Raw genomic sequence first — 20,627 nt, 5'->3', positions numbered from 1 at the left:
TATATTATGCGAAATATGACACAGGTTCAGGCAATTAACTGGAACCGTCTTGAAGATGACAAAGATCTGGAAGTCTGGAACCGGCTAACCAGTAATTTCTGGCTGCCGGAAAAAATTCCCCTGTCCAATGATAAGACCAGCTGGCAAACCCTGAGTCCTGCCATCCAGACGCTGACCCTGCGGGTCTTTACCGGTCTGACACTACTGGATACGCTGCAAAATACTATCGGTGCCGTGGCAATGATGGCTGATGCTGTGACGCCTCACGAAGAAGCTGTTTTTTCCAACATCTGCTTTATGGAAGCCGTCCATGCCCGCTCATACAGTTCTGTATTTTCCACACTTTGTCACTCTGCGGATGTCGATAACGCTTATCTCTGGAGTGAGAGTAACCCGGCGTTGCAGGACAAAGCAGCAATAATTCTGCAGAATTATTGTGCAGATAACCCGCTGAAAAAGAAAATTGCCAGTGTTTTCCTCGAGTCTTTTTTATTCTACTCTGGATTCTGGTTACCGATGCATCTGTCCAGCCGCGGGCAGCTGACCAACACAGCAGATCTTATCCGTTTAATTATCCGCGATGAGGCGGTCCACGGCTATTATATTGGTTATAAATATCAGCAACAATTGCAACAATTGTCCACACAACAACAGGATGAATTACAACAGTATGCACGGGAATTATTACAGCAGTTATATCATAATGAACTGGAATATACAGACCAGCTGTATGGGGAAACTTGCTGGTGTGATGAAGTAAAGATGTTCCTGCGCTATAACGCTAACAAAGCACTAATGAACCTTGGCTATGAGGCATTATTTTCTGCCAACGAAAGCCATGTCAGTCCGGAGATTCTTACCGCATTATCTCCAAATGCAGATGAAAATCATGATTTTTTCTCCGGATCTGGTTCATCTTACGTCATAGGAAATATGACAGTTACCGAAGATGACGACTGGAATTTCTGATCAAAAATAACGGGGATATCTTCCCCGTTATTTCCTGAAAAAACGTATCCGCCCCTCTGAAATAACAGGGAAATGAAAAAATAATAATAGCGAAAATCCTGTGCCCGCAGCACTTTATTTCCCCTCCGCCAGAGAAGAAGTACCGTACTTTATTATTAACAATGAATTAACCACAACAGTCAAATAATTATCACTCATGGTATTTCTTCTTATCCCTTGATATCACTGGCATCAGCCGGAATATCAGTCACTTTCAGAGTCAAAATATTTAAATCAAGGGTTGTCAGATAATCTCAGTATGGTACGGTTAAATACGTATATCACCCTCCGGACACCATAACCCCATGAAAAAATAAATATAACTCAGGATAATACGACTGAATGGCAATTAAACTCGAAGTAAAAAATCTTTATAAAATTTTCGGTGACCACCCGGGCAAAGCGTTTAAATATCTTGAACGGGGACTCAACAAAGAACATATTCTGGAAAAAACAGGGCTGTCTGTTGGCGTCAACAATGCCAGTCTGGCCATTGAAGAAGGCGAGATATTTGTGATCATGGGATTATCCGGTTCGGGTAAATCCACTATGGTTCGCCTTCTCAATCGTCTGATCGAGCCCACTCGCGGTCAGGTTCTTATCGACGGACTGGATATCGCTAAAATTCCGGAATCCCAGCTAAGAGATATTCGTCGCAGTAAAATCAGTATGGTCTTCCAGTCTTTCGCATTAATGCCACATATGACGGTACTTAATAATGCCGCATTTGGTATGGAACTGGCGGGTATTCCGTTACAGGAACGCGAAGAAAAGGCACTGGAAGCTCTGAAACAGGTCGGGCTGGAAAAATACGCTCACTCCTGGCCGGACGAATTATCCGGAGGTATGCGTCAGCGCGTCGGGCTGGCTCGTGCACTGGCAATAAACCCGGATATCTTATTAATGGATGAGGCATTCTCAGCCCTCGACCCGTTAATCAGAACCGAAATGCAGGACGAATTAATCAAATTACAAACCCGTCAGCAACGTACCATTGTTTTTATTTCTCATGACCTTGATGAAGCAATGCGTATCGGTGACCGGATTGCAATTATGCAAAATGGTGAAGTTGTTCAGGTAGGTACTCCGGATGAGATCCTGAATAACCCGGCCAATGATTATGTGAAAACATTTTTCCGTGGTGTCGATATTAGCCAGGTATTCAGTGCGAAAGATATCGCCCGCCGCGGAGCAAATACGCTAATGCGTAAAGCTCCCGGTTTTGGTCCGCGTACTGCATTACAATTATTACGTGATCAGGATCGGGAATATGGTTATGTACTGGATAAGCAAAAATTTGCCGGTATTGTCTCGGGTGATTCGTTACAACAAGCCCTGGATTCCGGATCTCCGCTGGAAAGTGCTTTTCTTAATTCCCCGGATCCTATTCCTGCTGCAACACCGCTGAATGAAATATTCTCCCATGTGGCCGCCGCACCCTGTGCTGTTCCGGTCACCGACGAAGATAACCAATATATCGGCATAATTTCAAAAAGCAGTCTGTTACGGGCTCTGGATCGCGAGGGAAATGAGTAATGAGTAAACCAGATAATAATCCATGGGGTGACAGCGCATCATCCGGCAGCACTTCTGCCGCACCGGCGACAACCGGCAGCAGTGACCCCTGGTCATCCTCTCCTCCGGCTTCCGGGTCCGGCGGCACTGGTTCTGCAGATGCCTGGGGCTCTGCGGGTAACAGCGGCGGTCATGATGCCGCAACATCCGCTAATGACTGGCTGAATACGCCGCCACCGGTTACCCATGAACATTTTAATATTATGGATCCCTTCCATAAAACGTTAATCCCGCTGGATAGCTGGGTTACCCATGCGATTGACTGGGTGGTCGGTAATTTCCGTCCTGTATTCCAGGGCATTCGTGTGCCGGTGGACTTTATCCTCAGCACCTTCCAGCACTTGCTGACAGCAATGCCATCTCCGGTCGCGATACTTATTTTTACCCTTATCGCCTGGCAGATGACCAACCCCGGTATGGGCATTGCCACCCTGGCATCACTGGTGATTATCGGTGCTATCGGTGCCTGGAGTGATGCGATGGTGACTTTGTCACTGGTATTAACCTCATTACTGTTCTGTGTGGTTATCGGTTTACCGGTGGGAATATGGCTGGCGCGTAGTGATCGGGCGGCAAAAATTATCCGTCCGTTCCTTGATGCGATGCAGACAACTCCGGCCTTCGTTTACCTGGTCCCGATTGTGATGCTGTTTGGTATCGGTAATGTTCCCGGAGTGGTTGTCACCATTATTTTTGCACTGCCGCCAATTATCAGGCTGACTATTCTGGGGATTAAACAGGTTCCTGCCGATCTGATTGAAGCGAGTGAATCTTTTGGTGCCAGCCCGCGACAGATGCTATTCAAGGTACAGCTGCCGCTGGCGATGCCCACCATTATGGCCGGTGTTAACCAGACACTGATGCTTTCTTTGTCGATGGTTGTTATTGCATCAATGATTGCCGTCGGGGGCCTGGGCCAGATGGTACTGCGCGGCATTGGTCGCCTGGACATGGGACTGGCAACAGTCGGCGGTGTCGGTATTGTTATCCTGGCGATTATTCTTGACCGCCTGACACAGTCTGTCGGTAAAGATAAACGTACCCGTCCCCAACGCCACTGGTATCTGACCGGCCCTGTTGGTCTGCTGCTGCGTCCTTTTGTAAAAAGTTCACCCGCTAAATAACCGACGGATGCCCGCGCAGTGCGGGCATCCATCGCACAATGAGGAATGACTATGCGTAAGTTAATTATGACAGCAACCACTCTGACCCTGCTGATGGCTGGTCAGAGTTATGCCGCCAGCCTGCCGGGCGAAGGGATCACCGTTAAACCGGTACAGAGCACTATCAGCGGCGAAACCTTTCAGACGCTGCTGGTCAGCCGTGCGCTGGAAAAACTGGGCTATAAAGTTGATGCGCCCGATGAAGTTGATTATAACGTCGGCTATACCTCAATTGCCTCCGGTGATGCGACCTTTACCGCCGTCAACTGGCAACCACTGCATGATGATATGTATCTTGCTGCGGGCGGCGATAAGGTCTTTTATCGGGAAGGTACCTACGTTACCGGCGCGGCTCAGGGTTATCTGATTGATAAAAAAACCGCTGAGAAATATCACATCACGAATATTGAACAACTGAAAGATCCGAAAATCGCCAGACTGTTTGATGCCAACGGTGACGGTAAAGCTGATCTGACGGGTTGTACCCCGGGCTGGGGTTGTGAAGCAGTCATTAACCATCAGGTAAAAGCATACCAGCTGGAAAATACGGTCCAGGCAAATATGGGTAACTATTCGGCGATGATGGCGGATACGATTGCCCGTTATAAACAGGGTAAACCTATCCTTTATTATACCTGGACACCTTACTGGGTGAGTGACGTTCTGAAACCGGGCCGTGATGTGGTCTGGCTGCAGGTGCCATTCTCCTCACTGCCTGGCGCCCAGAAAAATGTCGATACCAAACTGCCTAACGGTGCCAACTACGGTTTCCCTGTAAATACCATGCATATTGTTGCCAACAAAGCATGGGCAGAGAAAAACCCGGCAGCAGCCAGACTGTTCGCTGAAATGAAGCTGCCGCTGGCGGATATTAATGCCCAGAATGCCCGAATGAATGCTGGCGAAAGCAGCGATGCTGATGTTAATCGTCAGGTTGATGGCTGGATCCACGCCCATCAGGCAGTATTTAACCAATGGATTAATGATGCTTTAGCCGCCGCTAAATCCTGATCCACGGGTCATCATTTCCAGGGGCAGCTTCGGCTGTCCTTTTTATATCTCCTCTCCTGTTGCTGTTATCCGTTTTCCTTTATCGCAGCCTTCACCAGTCCGCGCCGGATCACACATTCCTGCCACCAGACCCGACAAAAAAGCCCTCATAGTCTATTAACCTGACCGGGGGTCTGATATCGTTAGCGACATATAGTTTTAGTCAGGTGACTTTCCCATCAGTAATAATTACATGATGATAATATCCCTGTTTTCCCGGGGGTAATTAAGTGACGGTCGCTATCAACACAGAGCGGTCACAGTGATCTGTCTGAAATAACATCCTGAAAAATTTTGCAATGAGGTATTTGCGTGGAAAGTTCATTTACTCCGATTGAAGAAATGCTGCATGTTCTGGTCCAGCGCCATAACAATTATCCGTTAAGAGAGATGCTGCTGACCCGGTTATGTATGCATATTCAGGGAAAACTGCTCGATAATCGCAATAAAATACTGAAAGAACGCGGAATTAACGACACTCTGTTCACTGCACTGGTCACACTGGATGCACGTAAAAATCAGAGTATCCAGCCTTCCGAACTCAGTTCAGCATTAGGTTCTTCCAGAACCAACGCCACCAGGATTGCCGATGAGCTGGAAAAACGTGGCTGGATTGAACGTCAGGAAAGCAGCGATGATCGTCGCTGCCTGCATTTACACCTGACGGAACAGGGATATGAATTTCTGTGTGAAGTCATGCCCCCCCAACACCAAAGCCTGAAGCATCTCTGGGCGGTACTGTCGGATGAAGAACAGCAACAATTAGAGAGTATTACCCGTAAGTTACTTGGCCGTCTTGATCAGATGGATCGTAAAGCATAACTATTCAGTAACCTGATAGTAATAAGTCACCAAGTGCTAAAGACAGGCGCTCCGTTTTCGTTATGCTTGCGCGCCTTTACCAGCAAAAAAATGCTGGTATCGCGGGATGTTAGGCTGTTGAAAATTTATGACGGGTGGGAAATTCTATGAGTGCAGGTGAAGAAACTCTGCAATCCGGGGCAGCACGTCCCCACAGTAAAAAGAAAAAACGTAAAACCCTGCTGATTCTGTTAGCCGTGGTTTGTTGTATCGTTGCTATCGGCTATCTGGCCTATTGGTTTTTAGTCCTTAGCCATTATCAGGATACAGATGATGCTTATGTGGCCGGTAATCAGGTCATTATTATGCCTCAGGTTTCCGGTAGCGTGACAAAAGTATGGTTTGAAGATACAGACTATGTGAAAAAAGGCGATACCCTGGTGACGCTGGATAAAACCGATGCACAGCAGGCATTTGAAAAAGCCACGACGGCGCTTGCATCCAGCGTCCGTCAGACCCGCCAGCAGATGGTTAACAGTAAACAGTATCTTGCCAATATAACCCTGAAGAAAGTCGCGCTGTCTCAGGCTGAAGCTGATTTACAAAGACGTATCCCGCTGGGTAAGGCTGAGTTAATTGGCCGTGAAGATTTACAACACGCCCGTGATGCAGTGACCAGTGCTCAGGCAGCTCTGGATGTCGCGACACAGCAATACAATGCTAACCAGGCAATTCTGCTGAATACCTCACTGGAAAACCAGCCAGCGGTACAACAAAGTGCCGCTGCATTGCGTGATGCATGGCTGACCTTACAACGTACCGATATCCGCAGCCCGGTTGACGGTTATGTTTCCAGACGCAGTGTTCAGGTCGGATCACAAATTTCCCCTTCCAGCTCACTGATGGCGGTAGTGCCTGACAAACAATTATGGGTTGATGCCAACTTTAAAGAAACCCAGCTGGCAGATGTCAGGATCGGTCAGCCGGCGACAATTGTTTCCGATATCTATGGCGACGATGTGGTATACCACGGCAAAGTTGTCGGCCTGGATATGGGAACCGGCAGTGCCTTTTCTCTGTTACCGGCCCAGAATGCTACCGGTAACTGGATCAAGGTTGTCCAGCGTCTGCCGGTCAGGGTCGATATCGATGCTCAGGATTTGGCCAGACATCCGCTGCGAATTGGTTTATCAACACTGGTGACCGTCGATACTTCCGATAAAAACGGAGCAGTACTGGCCAGCGTCGTCCGTAAAACACCGGCCTATGAAAGTAATGCCCTGGAATTACCGCTTGATAAGGTTAATCAGATGATCTCTGCCATTATCAAGGCCAATGCCGGCTGATGGCCGGGGAGAAAGTCATGGCGCAAAAACCGCTTGAAGGTGCTCAGCTGGTTCTGATGACGATTGCCTTATCTCTGGCAACCTTTATGCAGGTACTGGACTCCACCATTGCCAACGTCGCGATCCCCACCATTGCCGGTAACCTGGGAGCCTCAAACTCCCAGGGCACCTGGGTGATCACTTCCTTCGGGGTAGCCAATGCTATCTCGATCCCACTGACTGGCTGGCTGGCAAAACGCTTCGGTGAAGTGAAACTGTTTATGCTATCGACCGTCGCATTTGCTATTGCCTCCTGGGCATGCGGAATGTCGAGCAGCCTGACTATGCTGATCTTTTTCCGTGTTATTCAGGGGGTAGTCGCAGGCCCGCTGATCCCTCTTTCCCAAAGCTTACTGCTGAATAACTATCCGCCGGCCAAACGCAGTATCGCCCTGTCATTATGGGCGATGACGGTGATTGTTGCGCCGATTTGTGGCCCGATACTGGGTGGCTGGATCAGTGATAACTACCACTGGGGCTGGATATTCTTTATTAACGTCCCTATTGGTGTTGTGGTTATTTTCTTAAGTCTGCAAACCATCCGCGGCAGAGAAACCAAAATCACCCGTCAGCCCATCGATATGGTCGGATTAATCAGCCTGATCATTGGTATTGGCTGCCTGCAGGTTATGCTGGATCGCGGCAAAGAACTCGACTGGTTTAATTCAGACGAAATTATCACGCTGACGGTGTTTGCGGTAGTGGCACTATTGGTCCTGCTGATTTGGGAACTGACAGATGACCATCCGATCGTCGATTTATCGTTATTTAAATCGAGAAACTTCACCATCGGCTGTGTCTCTATCAGTCTTGCTTACATGCTCTATTTCGGCACCATTGTCCTGCTGCCACAACTATTGCAGGAGGTCTTTGGTTATACCGCCACCTGGGCAGGTCTGGCTTCGGCACCTGTAGGGATATTACCGGTGATCCTTTCACCTGTTATCGGTCGTTTCGCCCATAAAATAGATATGCGCTGGCTGGTCACGTTCAGCTTTATTATGTATGCCGTCTGTTTTTACTGGCGGGCCTATACTTTCGAGCCGGCGATGAATTTTGCGGCCTCAGCCTGGCCTCAGTTTATACAGGGGTTTGCAGTGGCCTGCTTCTTTATGCCATTAACCACCATCACGTTGTCCGGACTGCCTCCGGAGCGAATGGCTGCAGCATCCAGTCTGTCTAATTTTTTAAGGACGTTAGCCGGATCGATCGGAACCTCGATCACGACAACTCTGTGGAGTAACAGGGAATCCCTGCACCACAGTCAGCTGACTGAGTCGGTGAATCCGTTTAATCCTAATTCACAGCAGATGTATCAGCAGCTGGAATCTCTGGGGATGAGCCACCAGCAAGCCTCCGGTTATCTGGCACAGCAAATCACTAACCAGGGACTGATTATTTCAGCCAATGAAATTTTCTGGGTCGCAGGAGGGATCTTTATTTTACTGCTGGTCACCATCTGGTTTGCCAGACCGCCATTCGGCAGCGGTGGTGGCGGGAAAAGCGAGGCTGAAGGGGCTCACTGATGCCCTGAGTTATCACGATATTCTGCTAGTCAGTCGCCGCAGGTAACGGGCAACAGTACAATTCGCCGACCAAAAAAAAGCGCCGCGAGGCGCTTTTTTACTGATTAATGATTCTGCCGCCACCATTCGGCCAGCAGAATGCCGGTTGCCACCGAAACATTCAGGCTTTCAACACTGCCTGTACCATCAATCGACAAACTGATATCACCCTGTTTCAGGGTCGACTCTTTCAGACCATCACTTTCCTGGCCCAGCACCAGTACCATTTTTTCCGGCAGTTCAGTGGCCGATAATGGTTTTCCTGCATGACTGGAGGTGGTCACTATGGTGTAACCTGCCTGACGGAATGCATCCAGCCCTTCGGCGAAACTGCCGGCGGTAATGGCCTGCACATGCTCTGCCCCGCCTTCTGCCGTACGAACAGCAGCACCGGACTCCAGCAAAGAAGCATCATCGACCAGAATACCTTTGGCACCGAAGTGAGCACAGCTACGCATGATGGCACCCAGGTTATGTGGATTACCTACGTTTTCCAGCGCCAGCACACATTCTTTCTCCGCCGCCTGTTCCAGCCATTCACTGACGGACTGCCCCATGTGCTTTTTAATGATAAAACAGACGCCGCCGTGATGATCAGTCCCTGACGCTTTAACCAGTTCAGCATCTTCGACCACATGATAGGCTTTGCGGTTAGCCGCCAGCCAGCGCAGCGTTTCACGAAAACGCGGTGTCACACTCTGAATAAACCAGGCGCGGACAATGGATTCCGGACGACTCTGGAACAATGCCTGGCAGGCATTCTCACCGTAAACCCGGGTTTCTTCCTGACGCTGTTTACGGATAACTTCCGGGTCAACAATATTTCTGACGCCGGTATCCGGTTGTGGTTTCAGGGGCGCTTCCGACGGAGCACGGGATACGGTACGCCACGGGGAACGGGATTTCTCTTCCTGACGACGACCTGGCTCCTGCTGACGTGACGGAGAGTGACCTCCTTTGCCTGTCCGCGGGTTACCGGTACGTTGACGGGTATTATCCTCGTTGCGAACATACATCACTTTTACTTTACTGCTTTTGCCTTTTAAATCGTCGCTCATTCTTTCCTCCTGTTCCTCGAGCGCGAAGATTACCTGATGTCAGGCTTCTAATCTATCAACTTTGTTTTTAATGCCGTCATCTATTATAGCTATCGACAGATCCTGCTGGCTCCGTCTGTCATGATCTCTGATAATAATAGGTAGTTTTACCGGATAATCCCAACCCGAGGTGATGATGAATACTGTATGCAGCCACTGTCTTGCCACCAACAGACTCGCAGAAGAACAGATCAGCGAAGCTGCAAAATGTGGTCGCTGTAAAGCTCAGCTGTTTGACGGCGAGGTTATTAATGCCACCAGCGCTACGCTGGACAAACTGTTACAGGATGACCTGCCGGTAGTGATCGATTTCTGGGCGCCCTGGTGTGGCCCCTGTGTCGGTTTCGCCCCGGTTTTTGAAGAGGTTGCAGAACAGCGCGCCCGACAAATCCGTTTTATTAAAGTAAACACAGAACAGGAAACTGCGCTCAGTAGCCGTTTTCGTATCCGCAGCATACCGACACTGATGATATTCCGTAAAGGTCAGCATCTGGATACCCTGGCCGGAGCACTGCCGAAAGCGTCGTTTGAACAATGGCTGGACGAATCATTATGATTTGTCATTAAACAACCGGGCCGGACTACGCAGGAATGCGCTTTTCTATTACACTGCGCTTTTTCCCTGTTAGTGAAAAGTTATGTTGGAAAATGCCGTCCTGACACTCAGGGCACAACGTCTGGCAAGAGCTACACGTCCGTTTCTGGCCCGCGGAAACCGGGTAGTCCGTTGTCAGCGCTGCCTGTTACCGGTTCCCCGCTGCCTGTGCCAAACTATTACGCCGGTACCTGCCCGCAGCCAGTTTTGTCTGGTGATGTTTGATACCGAGCCGATGAAACCCAGCAATACCGGCCGGTTAATTGCAGATATTTTACCCGGTACAACTGCTTTTGAATGGTCACGTACCGCCCCGCCACAGCCATTACTGGATGCAGTGAACGATCCCCGGGTCAGCCCTTTAGTGGTATTTCCCGGTCATTATGCCGCTCCGGGCAGAGAGGTGATGACCACCCCGCCTCGCAGTGGAAAACCGCCGCTATTTATTATGCTGGATGGTACCTGGACTGAAGCGGCGAAAATGTTTCGCAAAAGCCCCTGGCTGGATAAATTTCCGGTAATGTCATTAAATGTTACCCGTCCCTCTGATTACAGCCTGCGTGAATCCCCCTCTGCCGGACAGCACTGTACCGCCGAAATTGCGATAGCACTGCTGGAGCAATCGGGAGACAGCGCCGCTGCCAGCGGACTGCTTACTCATTTTGAAAATTTCCGGCAGCGTTATCTGGCAGGGAAACCTTCACATCAGGCCTCCCTCACGAAACAACAGCCACAAACCGGTTAAACTCAAATAGTTGATGTCCGGAGGATAACGATGAGCCAGAAAGGCCTGGAAGCATTACTAAAACCCAAATCCATTGCAGTTATTGGCGCATCAGATAAACCTGGCAGTGCCGGTCATCTGATGATGCGTAACTTACTGGCAGGGGGATTCAGCGGTCCGATACTTCCGGTAACCCCTGGCTGGCAGGCTGTGTGTGGCGTACTGGCCTTTCCTGATATCGCACAACTTCCGCTGGTGCCGGATCTGGCCGTTATTTGTACCCATTCAAAGCGTAATATTGACATACTGCAACAGCTGGCAGAAAAAGGCTGTAAAGCCTGTATTATTCTTTCCGCATCGCGTGACCAGTTCCGTGAGCTGAAAGCCTGTGCCGGACGCTGGAGTATCCGGATCCTCGGCCCCAACAGCCTGGGACTGTTATCGCCCTGGCAGGGGGTGAACGCCAGTTTCTCTCCGGTGCCTATCCGGTGCGGTAAGCTGGCCTTTATTTCACAGTCTGCCGCCGTCTCTAATACCCTGCTGGACTGGGCGCAGCAAAGAAATCTCGGGTTTTCGTGGTTTATCGCCCTCGGAGACAGTATCAATATACATGCGGACGATTTACTCGACTTTCTTGCCAGGGACAGTAAAACCAGTGCCATTCTGCTTTCTCTGGAACATTCAGACGATGCCAGGCGGTTTGTTTCTGCCGCGCGCAGTGCTGCACGTAACAAGCCTATCCTGGTGATAAAAAGCGGCAGATGCCCGCAGGCAAGGCAATTACTCGGTACCCCGGACAGTCTTGATGCTGCCTGGGATGCAGCCATTCAGCGGGCAGGTATGCTGCGGGTCAAAGATACCCATGAGCTGTTTTCAGCGGTGGAAACACTGAGTCATATGCGCCCTCTGCGCGGGGAACGCTTATTCATTATCAGTAACGGTGCGGCACCTGCCGCGCTGGCGCTGGATGAACTGGCCGACAGAAACGGCACCCTGTCAGTATTGGACCACCACACCCTGCAGGCACTTCGCCGGGTGTTACCAGCGTCGATACCTGTGGCTAATCCGCTGAACCTGAAAGATGATGCGACCACAGAACGCTATTTATCTGCAATCAGCCTGCTGCTGGAGAGCCATGAAATAGATGCACTAATGATTATTCATGCCCCGAGTGCCGTGTCTTCTGCCAGCGAGAGCGCTGAAAAAATTATCCGTTTAGTCAGACAACACCCGCGTGGCGGGCGAGTCACCTTACTGACCAACTGGTGCGGAGAATACTCTTCCCGCGATGCCAGGGCAGCCTTTACACAGGCAGGCATTCCAACCTGGAGAACACCAGAAGGCACGGTAACGGCATTTATGCATATGGTCGGATACCGCAGGAATCAGCAACAGCTGCGTGAGACGCCGGCATTTCCTGCCCGTTTACCCGAAAATCGCCTCACTGTACGCCAGCAGTTACAACAGCGACTGACCGCAGGTGATACACGGCTGGATACCCATGAAGTCCAGGCTATTTTTCAGGGGTATGGTATACAAACTCTGCCAACCTGGGCCGCCGCCGATAGCCAGCAGGCCGTTGCGATTGCCGAAAATATCGGTTACCCGGTGGCCGTGAAACTGCGCGCGCCAGACATTCCCCATAAGTCCGGGATCCAGGGGGTGATGCTCTATTTACAGACTGCGGCGGATGTTGCGAATGCCGCCGATGCCATCCTGACCCGAGCCCATAGCGCCTGGCCAGAAGCCAGGGTTCAGGGATTAAGCGTCCAGAGTATGGCTCGCCGCGCCGGGGCAGAAGAACTGCGTATTTCTGTGCAGCCCGACCCGCTGTTCGGCCCGGTGATTATTCTCGGGGAAGGTCACGGTGAATGGCAAAACGCTCAGCACCCTGTGGTCGCCCTGCCGCCCCTGAATATGACACTGGCAAAAATTTTAGTAACTCAGGCAATCTCCCGGGGTGCGATTCGGGGCAGAAATGCCCTGCAGGCCTTAGATATTAATGCTGTCAGTCAGTGCCTGGTGCAGATTTCCAATCTGATTATCGATTGCCCGGAAATTGAACGGCTGGATATTCACCCGTTACTGGCGGACGGAAATAATCTGACCTTACTCGATGCAACCCTGATACTGACGGCATTTTCCGGAGAGAGTGAGGCTCGCCTCGCTATTCGCCCTTATCCCCAAAGGCTCGAAGAGAATGTCACACTTAAAGATGGCCGTCAGTGCCTGTTCAGACCGATACTTCCTGAAGATGAACCGGGATTAAAAACCTTTATCTCGCGGGTGACGAAAGAAGATCTTTATTACCGGTATTTTAGTGAAATCAATGAGTTTACTCATGAAGATTTAGCCAATATGACACAAATCGATTATGATCGGGAAATGGCTATTGTTGCCGTTCAGCCCGCCGCTAACGGTGAAGAGATTATCGGGGTAACCCGTGCAATTTCAGATCCTGATAATATTGATGCTGAATTTTCGATACTGGTCCGCTCAGACCTGAAAAATATCGGGCTCGGCCGCCGGCTACTGGAAAAAATGATCCTCTATACACGTCAGCATGGCTTACAGCAACTAAACGGGATTACCATGCCTGATAATCAGGGGATGATTGCACTGGCACATAAGCTTAATTTCAGGGTGGAAAGACAACCGGAGGACGGGATTGTCACTCTGCAATTGATACTTTATTCTCCTGAAAAGTAGCGTACAGAAAAGTAAAATTATCACGGCAAGACATGGTTAATGTTACACTTCACGATCGAGACCATGCCGTTGTCGGTTATGACGATACATTGAACAGAGAAGAAGCGCCTAGTGATGTTGTCAAAATTCAAACTCAATAATCACCAACAATACCTCGCGCAACTGCCCGGCCTTTCACAATCAGCCGCCGATTTTACAACCCTTTATTCGCCGGCCGAATTTCACCGAACCCTGCTGGAAAAAATTGCCACGGCCACCTCACGTATTTGTCTTGTCGCCCTTTATCTGGAAAATGACGAAGCCGGACGCAGCGTGATGGATGCACTTTATGCCGCCAGGCGGATAAATCCCCGGCTGGATATTGCGATTTATGTCGACTGGCATCGCGCCCAGCGCGGCCGTATCGGTGCAGCCAGGGGAGTCACCAATGCTGACTGGTATTGTGAGATGGCAAGTGCTAACCCGGAGATTGCAATACCGGTGTATGGTATCCCGGTCAATACCCGTGAAGCACTTGGCGTGCTTCATCTGAAAGGCTTTATCATAGATGACTGTGTCATCTATAGCGGGGCAAGCATTAATAATGTCTATCTGCATCAGCAGGAACGTTACCGCTACGATCGCTATCAGATCATACGTAATCCGGCGCTGGCAGATACCATGTTTGAGTGGGTCGATATTAACCTGAAACAGGCAGAAGCCGTTCATCGCCTCGACCAGGCCGGGCGACCTTCCAGCCCCGAAATTAAAAATGAAACCCGTTTATTTCGTCAGGAACTCCGTACCTTCAACTATCAGTTTGAAGATCAGGCTGTCTGTGATCAGCTGAGTGTGACTCCGCTCGTCGGGCTGGGGAAGAAAAACCTGTTAAATCAGACCATTTTTCATCTGATGCCTTGCGCAGAACATAAACTGACTATTTGTACACCTTATTTTAACCTGCCGGCTATCCTGGTCAGGAATATCATCCGGCTATTACGTCAGGGTAAACAGGTCGAAATTATCATCGGCGATAAGACCGCAAATGATTTTTATATCCCTCCCCGGGAGCCGTTTAAAATCATCGGCGCTTTGCCATATTTATATGAAATAAACCTGCGTCGCTTTGTCAGCCGTCTGCAATATTACATTGATAATCAGCAACTGACCGTACGTCTGTGGAAAGACGGAGAGAACAGCTATCACCTGAAGGGTATCTGGGTCGATGATGAATGGATGTTGTTAACCGGTAATAACCTGAATCCCCGCGCCTGGCGACTGGATCTGGAAAATGCCATTCTGGTACACGACCCGCAGCATGAATTACTGGAACAAAAAGTCAAAGAACTGGCACTGATCCGCGAGCATACCTCGGTGATTGACCACTATAACGATCTGGAAAGTATTGCCGAGTATCCGGCACGGATAAAAAAACTGATCCGTCGCCTGAGACGTATCAGGATAGATCGGCTGATCAGCCGTATCTTATAATTTTCCGGCCCTGCCATCGCAGGGCCTTATTCTCCGGTTCCGTCAGTATTTATCTGACATCCCCTAAGATATAAAAATCCGGAAACCCTGACAGGTTTCCGGACACCGGTATCACTACAGACTTGCCAGCAGAGGAGCAAGAACGACTACAACGCCATTCCTTTGCCCTTCTTATGCAGCCCCAGCGCTATCAGGAAAGAAATTGCCCCCATCACTGACACATACCAGAAAAAAGTACTCTCAGTGCCGACATCCTTCAGTAGCAAAGCAACGTATTCCGCAGAGCCACCAAAAATAGCATTGGCTAATGCATAAGGCAGACCGACCCCCAGAGCCCTGACTTGCGGCGGGAACATTTCGGCTTTAAGTACGCCGCTGATAGCCGTATAAAAACTGGTGATCAGTAATGCAACCGTAATTAATAACAAGGTCAGAGCACCACTGTTGCCCGGAGTCTTTAATAAGGTGAGTAACGGTACCGTGCAGATGGCGACACCGGCACCGAAAATCAGCATTGATGCACGGCGGCCTATTTTATCGGACAACGCACCAATCAATGGTTGTATCACCATAAAAATCAATAAAGCGCAGGTCATGATCAGGCTGGCTGACTTCACATTAAAGCCGGCAGTATTGACCAGGTACTTTTGCATGTAGGTTGTAAAAGTATAGAAGCTTAATGATCCTCCGGCAGTAAACCCGATAACCATCAAAAAAGCGCGCCAGTGATTTTTCAGTAAGCTGGTAATACTTCCTGCATCTTTATCATTACGGGTTGTGGTATCAGAAGTTTCATGCAGTGAGCGTCTTAACCAGACAGCAACGACAGCCAGTACCGCGCCGAGAATAAACGGTATTCTCCAGCCCCAGGTCCGTAATTCCTGATCAGACAATATTTGCTGCAGTATAACAACCGTCAGTACAGCCAGTAATTGCCCGCCAATCAGCGTGACATACTGAAAAGAGGCATAGAAGCCTTTACGCCCCTGTACTGCGACTTCACTCATATAGGTAGCACTGGTGCCGTATTCCCCGCCTACCGACAGTCCCTGTAACATACGGGCCAGCAGTAGCAGCGCCGGAGCCCATACCCCGACGACAGTGTAAGAAGGTAAGCAGGCGATAACCAGTGAACCAAAACACATCATGCATACGGAGATCAGCATTGAGTTTTTACGACCATAACGGTCCGCAATATAACCAAACAGCCAGCCACCAATCGGACGCATTAAGAATCCGGCAGCGAATATACCTGCGGTTTTTAACAGTTGCGAGGTTGTATCGCCTTCCGGAAAGAAGATATGCGCAAAATATAATGAGAAGAAGGAATAGACATAAAAGTCAAACCACTCAACCAGATTCCCTGAGGAAGCACCGACAATCGCTTTGATACGATCGGCGTTGGTCATTGGTGTTTGTGTTTCTGCGGAAGCTGCCGCAGAAAGGGGGCTCTTTATCATAGATGGCCTTATGTTTTATTAGACATTTATTGGTCACTCAAGCATAAGTATCACAGAATTAAAGTAAAGCTTATTTATCATTTTTTGTTATATCAATAAACCAAAAGTGCTGGCAGAAGTATAAGATAAGAGAAAACCGCAGATATTTAGTATTAATTGCGAAGATCAGCTGATTTAAAATATTAACTGGTGTTTTTCCGTCAAAGAAAAAGCTGATTTGTCTGTAATAACTGACAGACTGGCGGCTGATGCCCTTCTGTACAGAAAGTTAAGAACAATTTATGAACCTTTTATTCCGCCGGGTATGCCATAAGAAGGCAGTCATACGGGAAATACATCACAGAGATGCCGTTTTTCTGTACAGAAGGATTTTAAAAAACCAGTGCAAAAAGGCCATCCGTCAGGATGGCCTTTTTGTCTTATTGGATGCCTGGCAGTTCCCTACTCTCGCATGGGGAGANGCGCTACGGCGTTTCACTTCTGAGTTCGGCATGGGGTCAGGTGGGACCACCGCGCTCTAGCCGCCAGGCAAATTCTTTGTGCGGAAACGAATCTTTTACCTTCATACTGTGTTGGCTTCACTCGCGCTGTTCAGTCACATACCAATGTATGCTCCTTCTCATCACTTGCTTGCCGCCTTGTCTGAAGGAAAAATCTTTCGTTCCCACTAATTTTTTACAATAACAATTCAGGAACTCGCTGAAAATTCTTTGCGTCTCTGCAAAACGCCTCTGGCGTTGTAAGGTTAAGCCTCACGGGTCATTAGTACCGGTTAGCTCAATGCATCGCTGCACTTACACATCCGGCCTATCAACGTCGTAGTCTTCAACGTCCCTTCAGGACTCTCAAGGAGTCAGGGAGAACTCATCTCGGGGCAAGTTTCGTGCTTAGATGCTTTCAGCACTTATCTTTTCCGCACTTAGCTACCGGGCAATGCCATTGGCATGACAACCCGAACACCAGTGGTGCGTTCACTCCGGTCCTCTCGTACTAGGAGCAACCCCCCTCAATTCTCCAGCGCCCACGGCAGATAGGGACCGAACTGTCTCACGACGTTCTAAACCCAGCTCGCGTACCACTTTAAACGGCGAACAGCCGTACCCTTGGGACCTACTTCAGCCCCAGGATGTGATGAGCCGACATCGAGGTGCCAAACACCGCCGTCGATATGAACTCTTGGGCGGTATCAGCCTGTTATCCCCGGAGTACCTTTTATCCGTTGAGCGATGGCCCTTCCATTCAGAACCACCGGATCACTAAGACCTGCTTTCGCACCTGCTCGAACCGTCACTCTCGCAGTCAAGCTAGCTTATGCCTTTGCACTAACCTCACGATGTCCGACCGTGATTAGCTAACCTTCGTGCTCCTCCGTTACTCTTTGGGAGGAGACCGCCCCAGTCAAACTACCCACCAGACACTGTCCGCAACCCGGATTACGGGTCTACGTTAGACTATCAAACATTAAAGGGTGGTATTTCAAGGTTGGCTCCGTACGAACTGGCGTCNGTACTTCAAAGCCTCCCACCTATCCTGCACATCAAGGCTCAATAGTCAGTGTCAAGCTATAGTAAAGGTTCACGGGGTCTTTCCGTCTTGCCGCGGGTACACTGCATCTTCACAGCGATTTCAATTTCACTGAGTCTCGGGTGGAGACAGCCTGGCCATCATTACGCCATTCGTGCAGGTCGGAACTTACCCGACAAGGAATTTCGCTACCTTAGGACCGTTATAGTTACGGCCGCCGTTTACCGGGGCTTCGATCAAGAGCTTCTCCTTGCGGATAACCCCATCAATTAACCTTCCGGCACCGGGCAGGCGTCACACCGTATACGTCCACTTTCGTGTTTGCACAGTGCTGTGTTTTTAATAAACAGTTGCAGCCAGCTGGTATCTTCGACTGGCTTCAGCTCCGGGAGCAAGTCCCTTCACCTACGCGCCAGCGTGCCTTCTCCCGAAGTTACGGCACCATTTTGCCTAGTTCCTTCACCCGAGTTCTCTCAAGCGCCTTGGTATTCTCTACCTGACCACCTGTGTCGGTTTGGGGTACGATTTCGTGTTACCTGGAGCTTAGAGGCTTTTCCCGGAAGCAGGGCATTTGTCACTTCAGTACCGTAGTACCTCGTCATCACGTCTCAGCCGTATGAAATTCCGGATTTGCCTGGAATCTCAGCCTACACGCTTAAACCGGGACAACCGTCGCCCGGATGACATAGCCTTCTCCGTCCCCCCTTCGCAGTAACACCAAGTACAGGAATATTAACCTGTTTCCCATCGACTACGCTTTTCAGCCTCGCCTTAGGGGTCGACTCACCCTGCCCCGATTAACGTTGGACAGGAACCCTTGGTCTTCCGGCGAGCGGGCTTTTCACCCGCTTTATCGTTACTCATGTCAGCATTCGCACTTCTGATACCTCCAGCAGCCCTCACAGACCACCTTCAACGGCTTACAGAACGCTCCCCTACCCAACAACACATAGTGTCGCTGCCGCAGCTTCGGTGCACAGTTTAGCCCCGTTACATCTTCCGCGCAGGCCGACTCGACCAGTGAGCTATTACGCTTTCTTTAAATGATGGCTGCTTCTAAGCCAACATCCTGGCTGTCTGAGCCTTCCCACATCGTTTCCCACTTAACTGTGACTTTGGGACCTTAGCTGGCGGTCTGGGTTGTTTCCCTCTTCACGACGGACGTTAGCACCCGCCGTGTGTCTCCCGTGATAACATTCTCCGGTATTCGCAGTTTGCATCGGGTTGGTAAGCCGGGATGGCCCCCTAGCCGAAACAGTGCTCTACCCCCGGAGATGAATTCACGAGGCGCTACCTAAATAGCTTTCGGGGAGAACCAGCTATCTCCCGGTTTGATTGGCCTTTCACCCCCAGCCACAGGTCATCCGCTAATTTTTCAACATTAGTCGGTTCGGTCCTCCAGTTAGTGTTACCCAACCTTCAACCTGCCCATGGCTAGATCACCGGGTTTCGGGTCTATACCCTGCAACTTAACGCCCAGTTAAGACTCGGTTTCCCTTCGGCTCCCCTATTCGGTTAACCTTGCTACAGAATATAAGTCGCTGACCCATTATACAAAAGGTACGCAGTCACACCNAAAGGTGCTCCCACTGCTTGTACGTACACGGTTTCAGGTTCTTTTCACTCCCCTCGCCGGGGTTCTTTTCGCCTTTCCCTCACGGTACTGGTTCACTATCGGTCAGTCAGGAGTATTTAGCCTTGGAGGATGGTCCCCCCATATTCAGACAGGATACCACGTGTCCCGCCCTACTCTTCGAACTCACAATGTGTGTATTTTCATGTACGGGACTTTCACCCTGTATCGTGCGACATTCCGGACGCTTCCATTAATACACACACTGATGATGGTTCCGGGCTCCTCCCCGTTCGCTCGCCGCTACTGGGGGAATCTCGGTTGATTTCTTTTCCTCGGGGTACTTAGATGTTTCAGTTCCCCCGGTTCGCTTCGCAACACTATGTATTCATGTTGCGATGATGCACTGAGTGCACCGGGTTTCCCCATTCGGAAATCGTCGGTTATAACGGTTCATATCACCTTACCGACGCTTATCGCAGATTAGCACGTCCTTCATCGCCTCTGACTGCCAGGGCATCCACCGTGTACGCTTATTCGCTTAACCTCACAACCCACAGACGTCTTGCAACGACTTATGAATCGTAAAAGTTTTTGAGAGACTCTGAATAACTCTCGTTATTCATTGTTTTCAAATTTTCAGCTTGTTCCGGATTGTTAAAGAGCAATATCTTAAACATGACTCGTAAGTCATCTTTAAGATATATCGGTCGGTGACTTTCACTCACATACCAGCAAGTGGCGTCCCCTAGGGGATTCGAACCCCTGTTACCGCCGTGAAAGGGCGGTGTCCTGGGCCTCTAGACGAAGGGGACACTGAAGTCTGCTTCGGCAAGACGCCTTGCTCATACTTTCTATCAGACAATCTGTGTGGACACTGCGCAGAAGTGTATCTTCAGGTAAGGAGGTGATCCAACCGCAGGTTCCC

The 20,627-nt window shown here is 49.8% G+C and carries 13 protein-coding genes, 1 tRNA gene and 2 rRNA genes; 11 read left to right on the top strand and 5 right to left on the bottom strand.

Annotation, left to right across the window (positions count from 1 at the left end; genetic code table 11):
• Positions 1–6 precede the first annotated feature (6 nt).
• The 7 genes from nrdF (at position 7) to emrB (ending at position 8,508) form a co-directional block, all read left to right on the top strand.
• Entirely contained in the window at positions 7–969 is a 963-nt protein-coding gene (nrdF, locus tag JK216_RS13765; RefSeq protein ID WP_212710745.1) for a class 1b ribonucleoside-diphosphate reductase subunit beta, read from the top strand.
• A gap of 381 nt (positions 970–1,350) precedes the next feature.
• A complete protein-coding gene (gene proV / locus JK216_RS13760; RefSeq protein WP_212712006.1) occupies positions 1,351–2,544 on the top strand; it encodes a glycine betaine/L-proline ABC transporter ATP-binding protein ProV in 1,194 nt (397 codons plus the stop codon).
• On the top strand, positions 2,544–3,707 hold the full coding sequence (gene proW, locus JK216_RS13755) for a glycine betaine/L-proline ABC transporter permease ProW (RefSeq protein ID WP_212708807.1): 1,164 nt from the start codon (positions 2,544–2,546) through the stop codon (positions 3,705–3,707). The genes proV and proW overlap by 1 nt, the downstream gene beginning before the upstream one ends.
• 51 nt (positions 3,708–3,758) lie before the next feature.
• On the top strand, positions 3,759–4,757 hold the full coding sequence (gene proX / locus JK216_RS13750; RefSeq protein ID WP_212708808.1) for a glycine betaine/L-proline ABC transporter substrate-binding protein ProX: 999 nt from the start codon (positions 3,759–3,761) through the stop codon (positions 4,755–4,757).
• Between the two features lie 351 nt (positions 4,758–5,108).
• Positions 5,109–5,618, top strand: coding sequence for a transcriptional repressor MprA (gene mprA, locus JK216_RS13745; RefSeq protein WP_212708809.1), 510 nt, complete (start codon positions 5,109–5,111; stop codon positions 5,616–5,618).
• Positions 5,619–5,764: 146 nt separating this feature from the next.
• Positions 5,765–6,943, top strand: coding sequence for a multidrug efflux MFS transporter periplasmic adaptor subunit EmrA (gene emrA, locus JK216_RS13740; protein WP_212708810.1), 1,179 nt, complete (start codon positions 5,765–5,767; stop codon positions 6,941–6,943).
• Entirely contained in the window at positions 6,943–8,508 is a 1,566-nt protein-coding gene (emrB, locus tag JK216_RS13735; protein ID WP_249213154.1) for a multidrug efflux MFS transporter permease subunit EmrB, read from the top strand. Before emrA ends, emrB begins: the two co-directional genes overlap by 1 nt.
• 104 nt (positions 8,509–8,612) lie before the next feature.
• Here emrB and JK216_RS13730 read toward each other — a convergent pair whose 3' ends face one another.
• Positions 8,613–9,605 carry a tRNA/rRNA methyltransferase gene (locus tag JK216_RS13730; RefSeq protein ID WP_212710747.1) on the bottom strand — a complete coding sequence of 331 codons (993 nt, stop codon included), beginning with the start codon at positions 9,603–9,605 and terminating at the stop codon, positions 8,613–8,615.
• A 175-nt stretch (positions 9,606–9,780) separates the two neighbouring features.
• On the opposite strand from JK216_RS13730, the gene trxC reads away from it, so the two are divergent.
• From trxC to pssA, 4 genes are all read left to right on the top strand, one after another.
• Positions 9,781–10,200: a thioredoxin TrxC gene (trxC, locus tag JK216_RS13725; RefSeq protein WP_212708821.1), complete on the top strand. Its 420-nt coding sequence runs from the start codon at positions 9,781–9,783 to the stop codon at positions 10,198–10,200.
• 82 nt (positions 10,201–10,282) lie between these two features.
• Positions 10,283–10,984 (top strand): tRNA-uridine aminocarboxypropyltransferase, encoded by a 702-nt coding sequence (locus JK216_RS13720; protein WP_212708813.1) that lies wholly within the window; start codon positions 10,283–10,285, stop codon positions 10,982–10,984.
• Positions 10,985–11,014: 30 nt separating this feature from the next.
• Positions 11,015–13,672 (top strand): bifunctional acetate--CoA ligase family protein/GNAT family N-acetyltransferase, encoded by a 2,658-nt coding sequence (locus JK216_RS13715; RefSeq protein WP_212712007.1) that lies wholly within the window; start codon positions 11,015–11,017, stop codon positions 13,670–13,672.
• 114 nt (positions 13,673–13,786) lie between these two features.
• Complete coding sequence (pssA, locus tag JK216_RS13710) at positions 13,787–15,142, top strand: CDP-diacylglycerol--serine O-phosphatidyltransferase (protein ID WP_212708822.1); 1,356 nt, start codon at positions 13,787–13,789, stop codon at positions 15,140–15,142.
• A gap of 146 nt (positions 15,143–15,288) precedes the next feature.
• Here pssA and JK216_RS13705 read toward each other — a convergent pair whose 3' ends face one another.
• The 4 genes from JK216_RS13705 to JK216_RS13690 all read right to left on the bottom strand — a co-directional run bounded on the left by JK216_RS13705 (position 15,289) and on the right by JK216_RS13690 (position 20,514).
• Entirely contained in the window at positions 15,289–16,602 is a 1,314-nt protein-coding gene (locus JK216_RS13705) for an MFS family transporter (RefSeq protein WP_212712008.1), read from the bottom strand.
• Between the two features lie 428 nt (positions 16,603–17,030).
• Positions 17,031–17,131: ribosomal RNA gene (gene rrf / locus JK216_RS13700) — 5S ribosomal RNA — on the bottom strand.
• Positions 17,132–17,343: 212 nt separating this feature from the next.
• Positions 17,344–20,246, bottom strand: a 23S ribosomal RNA gene (locus tag JK216_RS13695).
• Positions 20,247–20,438: 192 nt separating this feature from the next.
• Positions 20,439–20,514 (bottom strand) — tRNA-Glu (locus JK216_RS13690).
• Positions 20,515–20,627: the final 113 nt, after the last annotated feature.

Source organism: Tatumella sp. JGM94 (genome assembly GCF_018257595.1).
GTDB classification, from domain to species: domain Bacteria; phylum Pseudomonadota; class Gammaproteobacteria; order Enterobacterales; family Enterobacteriaceae; genus Tatumella; species Tatumella punctata.
This window is presented reverse-complemented; position numbering and strand designations above follow the sequence as displayed.

Excerpts from the sequence above, each read along its gene's own strand:
- nrdF (WP_212710745.1), top strand. The coding sequence starts at position 7 with ATGCGAAATATGACACAGGTTCAGGCAATTAACTGGAACCGTCTTGAA.
- proV (WP_212712006.1), top strand. The coding sequence starts at position 1,351 with ATGGCAATTAAACTCGAAGTAAAAAATCTTTATAAAATTTTCGGTGAC.
- proW (WP_212708807.1), top strand. The coding sequence starts at position 2,544 with ATGAGTAAACCAGATAATAATCCATGGGGTGACAGCGCATCATCCGGC.
- proX (WP_212708808.1), top strand. The coding sequence starts at position 3,759 with ATGCGTAAGTTAATTATGACAGCAACCACTCTGACCCTGCTGATGGCT.
- emrA (WP_212708810.1), top strand. The coding sequence starts at position 5,765 with ATGAGTGCAGGTGAAGAAACTCTGCAATCCGGGGCAGCACGTCCCCAC.
- emrB (WP_249213154.1), top strand. The coding sequence starts at position 6,943 with ATGGCCGGGGAGAAAGTCATGGCGCAAAAACCGCTTGAAGGTGCTCAG.
- JK216_RS13730 (WP_212710747.1), bottom strand. The coding sequence starts at position 9,605 with ATGAGCGACGATTTAAAAGGCAAAAGCAGTAAAGTAAAAGTGATGTAT.
- trxC (WP_212708821.1), top strand. The coding sequence starts at position 9,781 with ATGAATACTGTATGCAGCCACTGTCTTGCCACCAACAGACTCGCAGAA.
- JK216_RS13720 (WP_212708813.1), top strand. The coding sequence starts at position 10,283 with ATGTTGGAAAATGCCGTCCTGACACTCAGGGCACAACGTCTGGCAAGA.
- JK216_RS13715 (WP_212712007.1), top strand. The coding sequence starts at position 11,015 with ATGAGCCAGAAAGGCCTGGAAGCATTACTAAAACCCAAATCCATTGCA.
- pssA (WP_212708822.1), top strand. The coding sequence starts at position 13,787 with ATGTTGTCAAAATTCAAACTCAATAATCACCAACAATACCTCGCGCAA.
- JK216_RS13705 (WP_212712008.1), bottom strand. The coding sequence starts at position 16,602 with ATGATAAAGAGCCCCCTTTCTGCGGCAGCTTCCGCAGAAACACAAACA.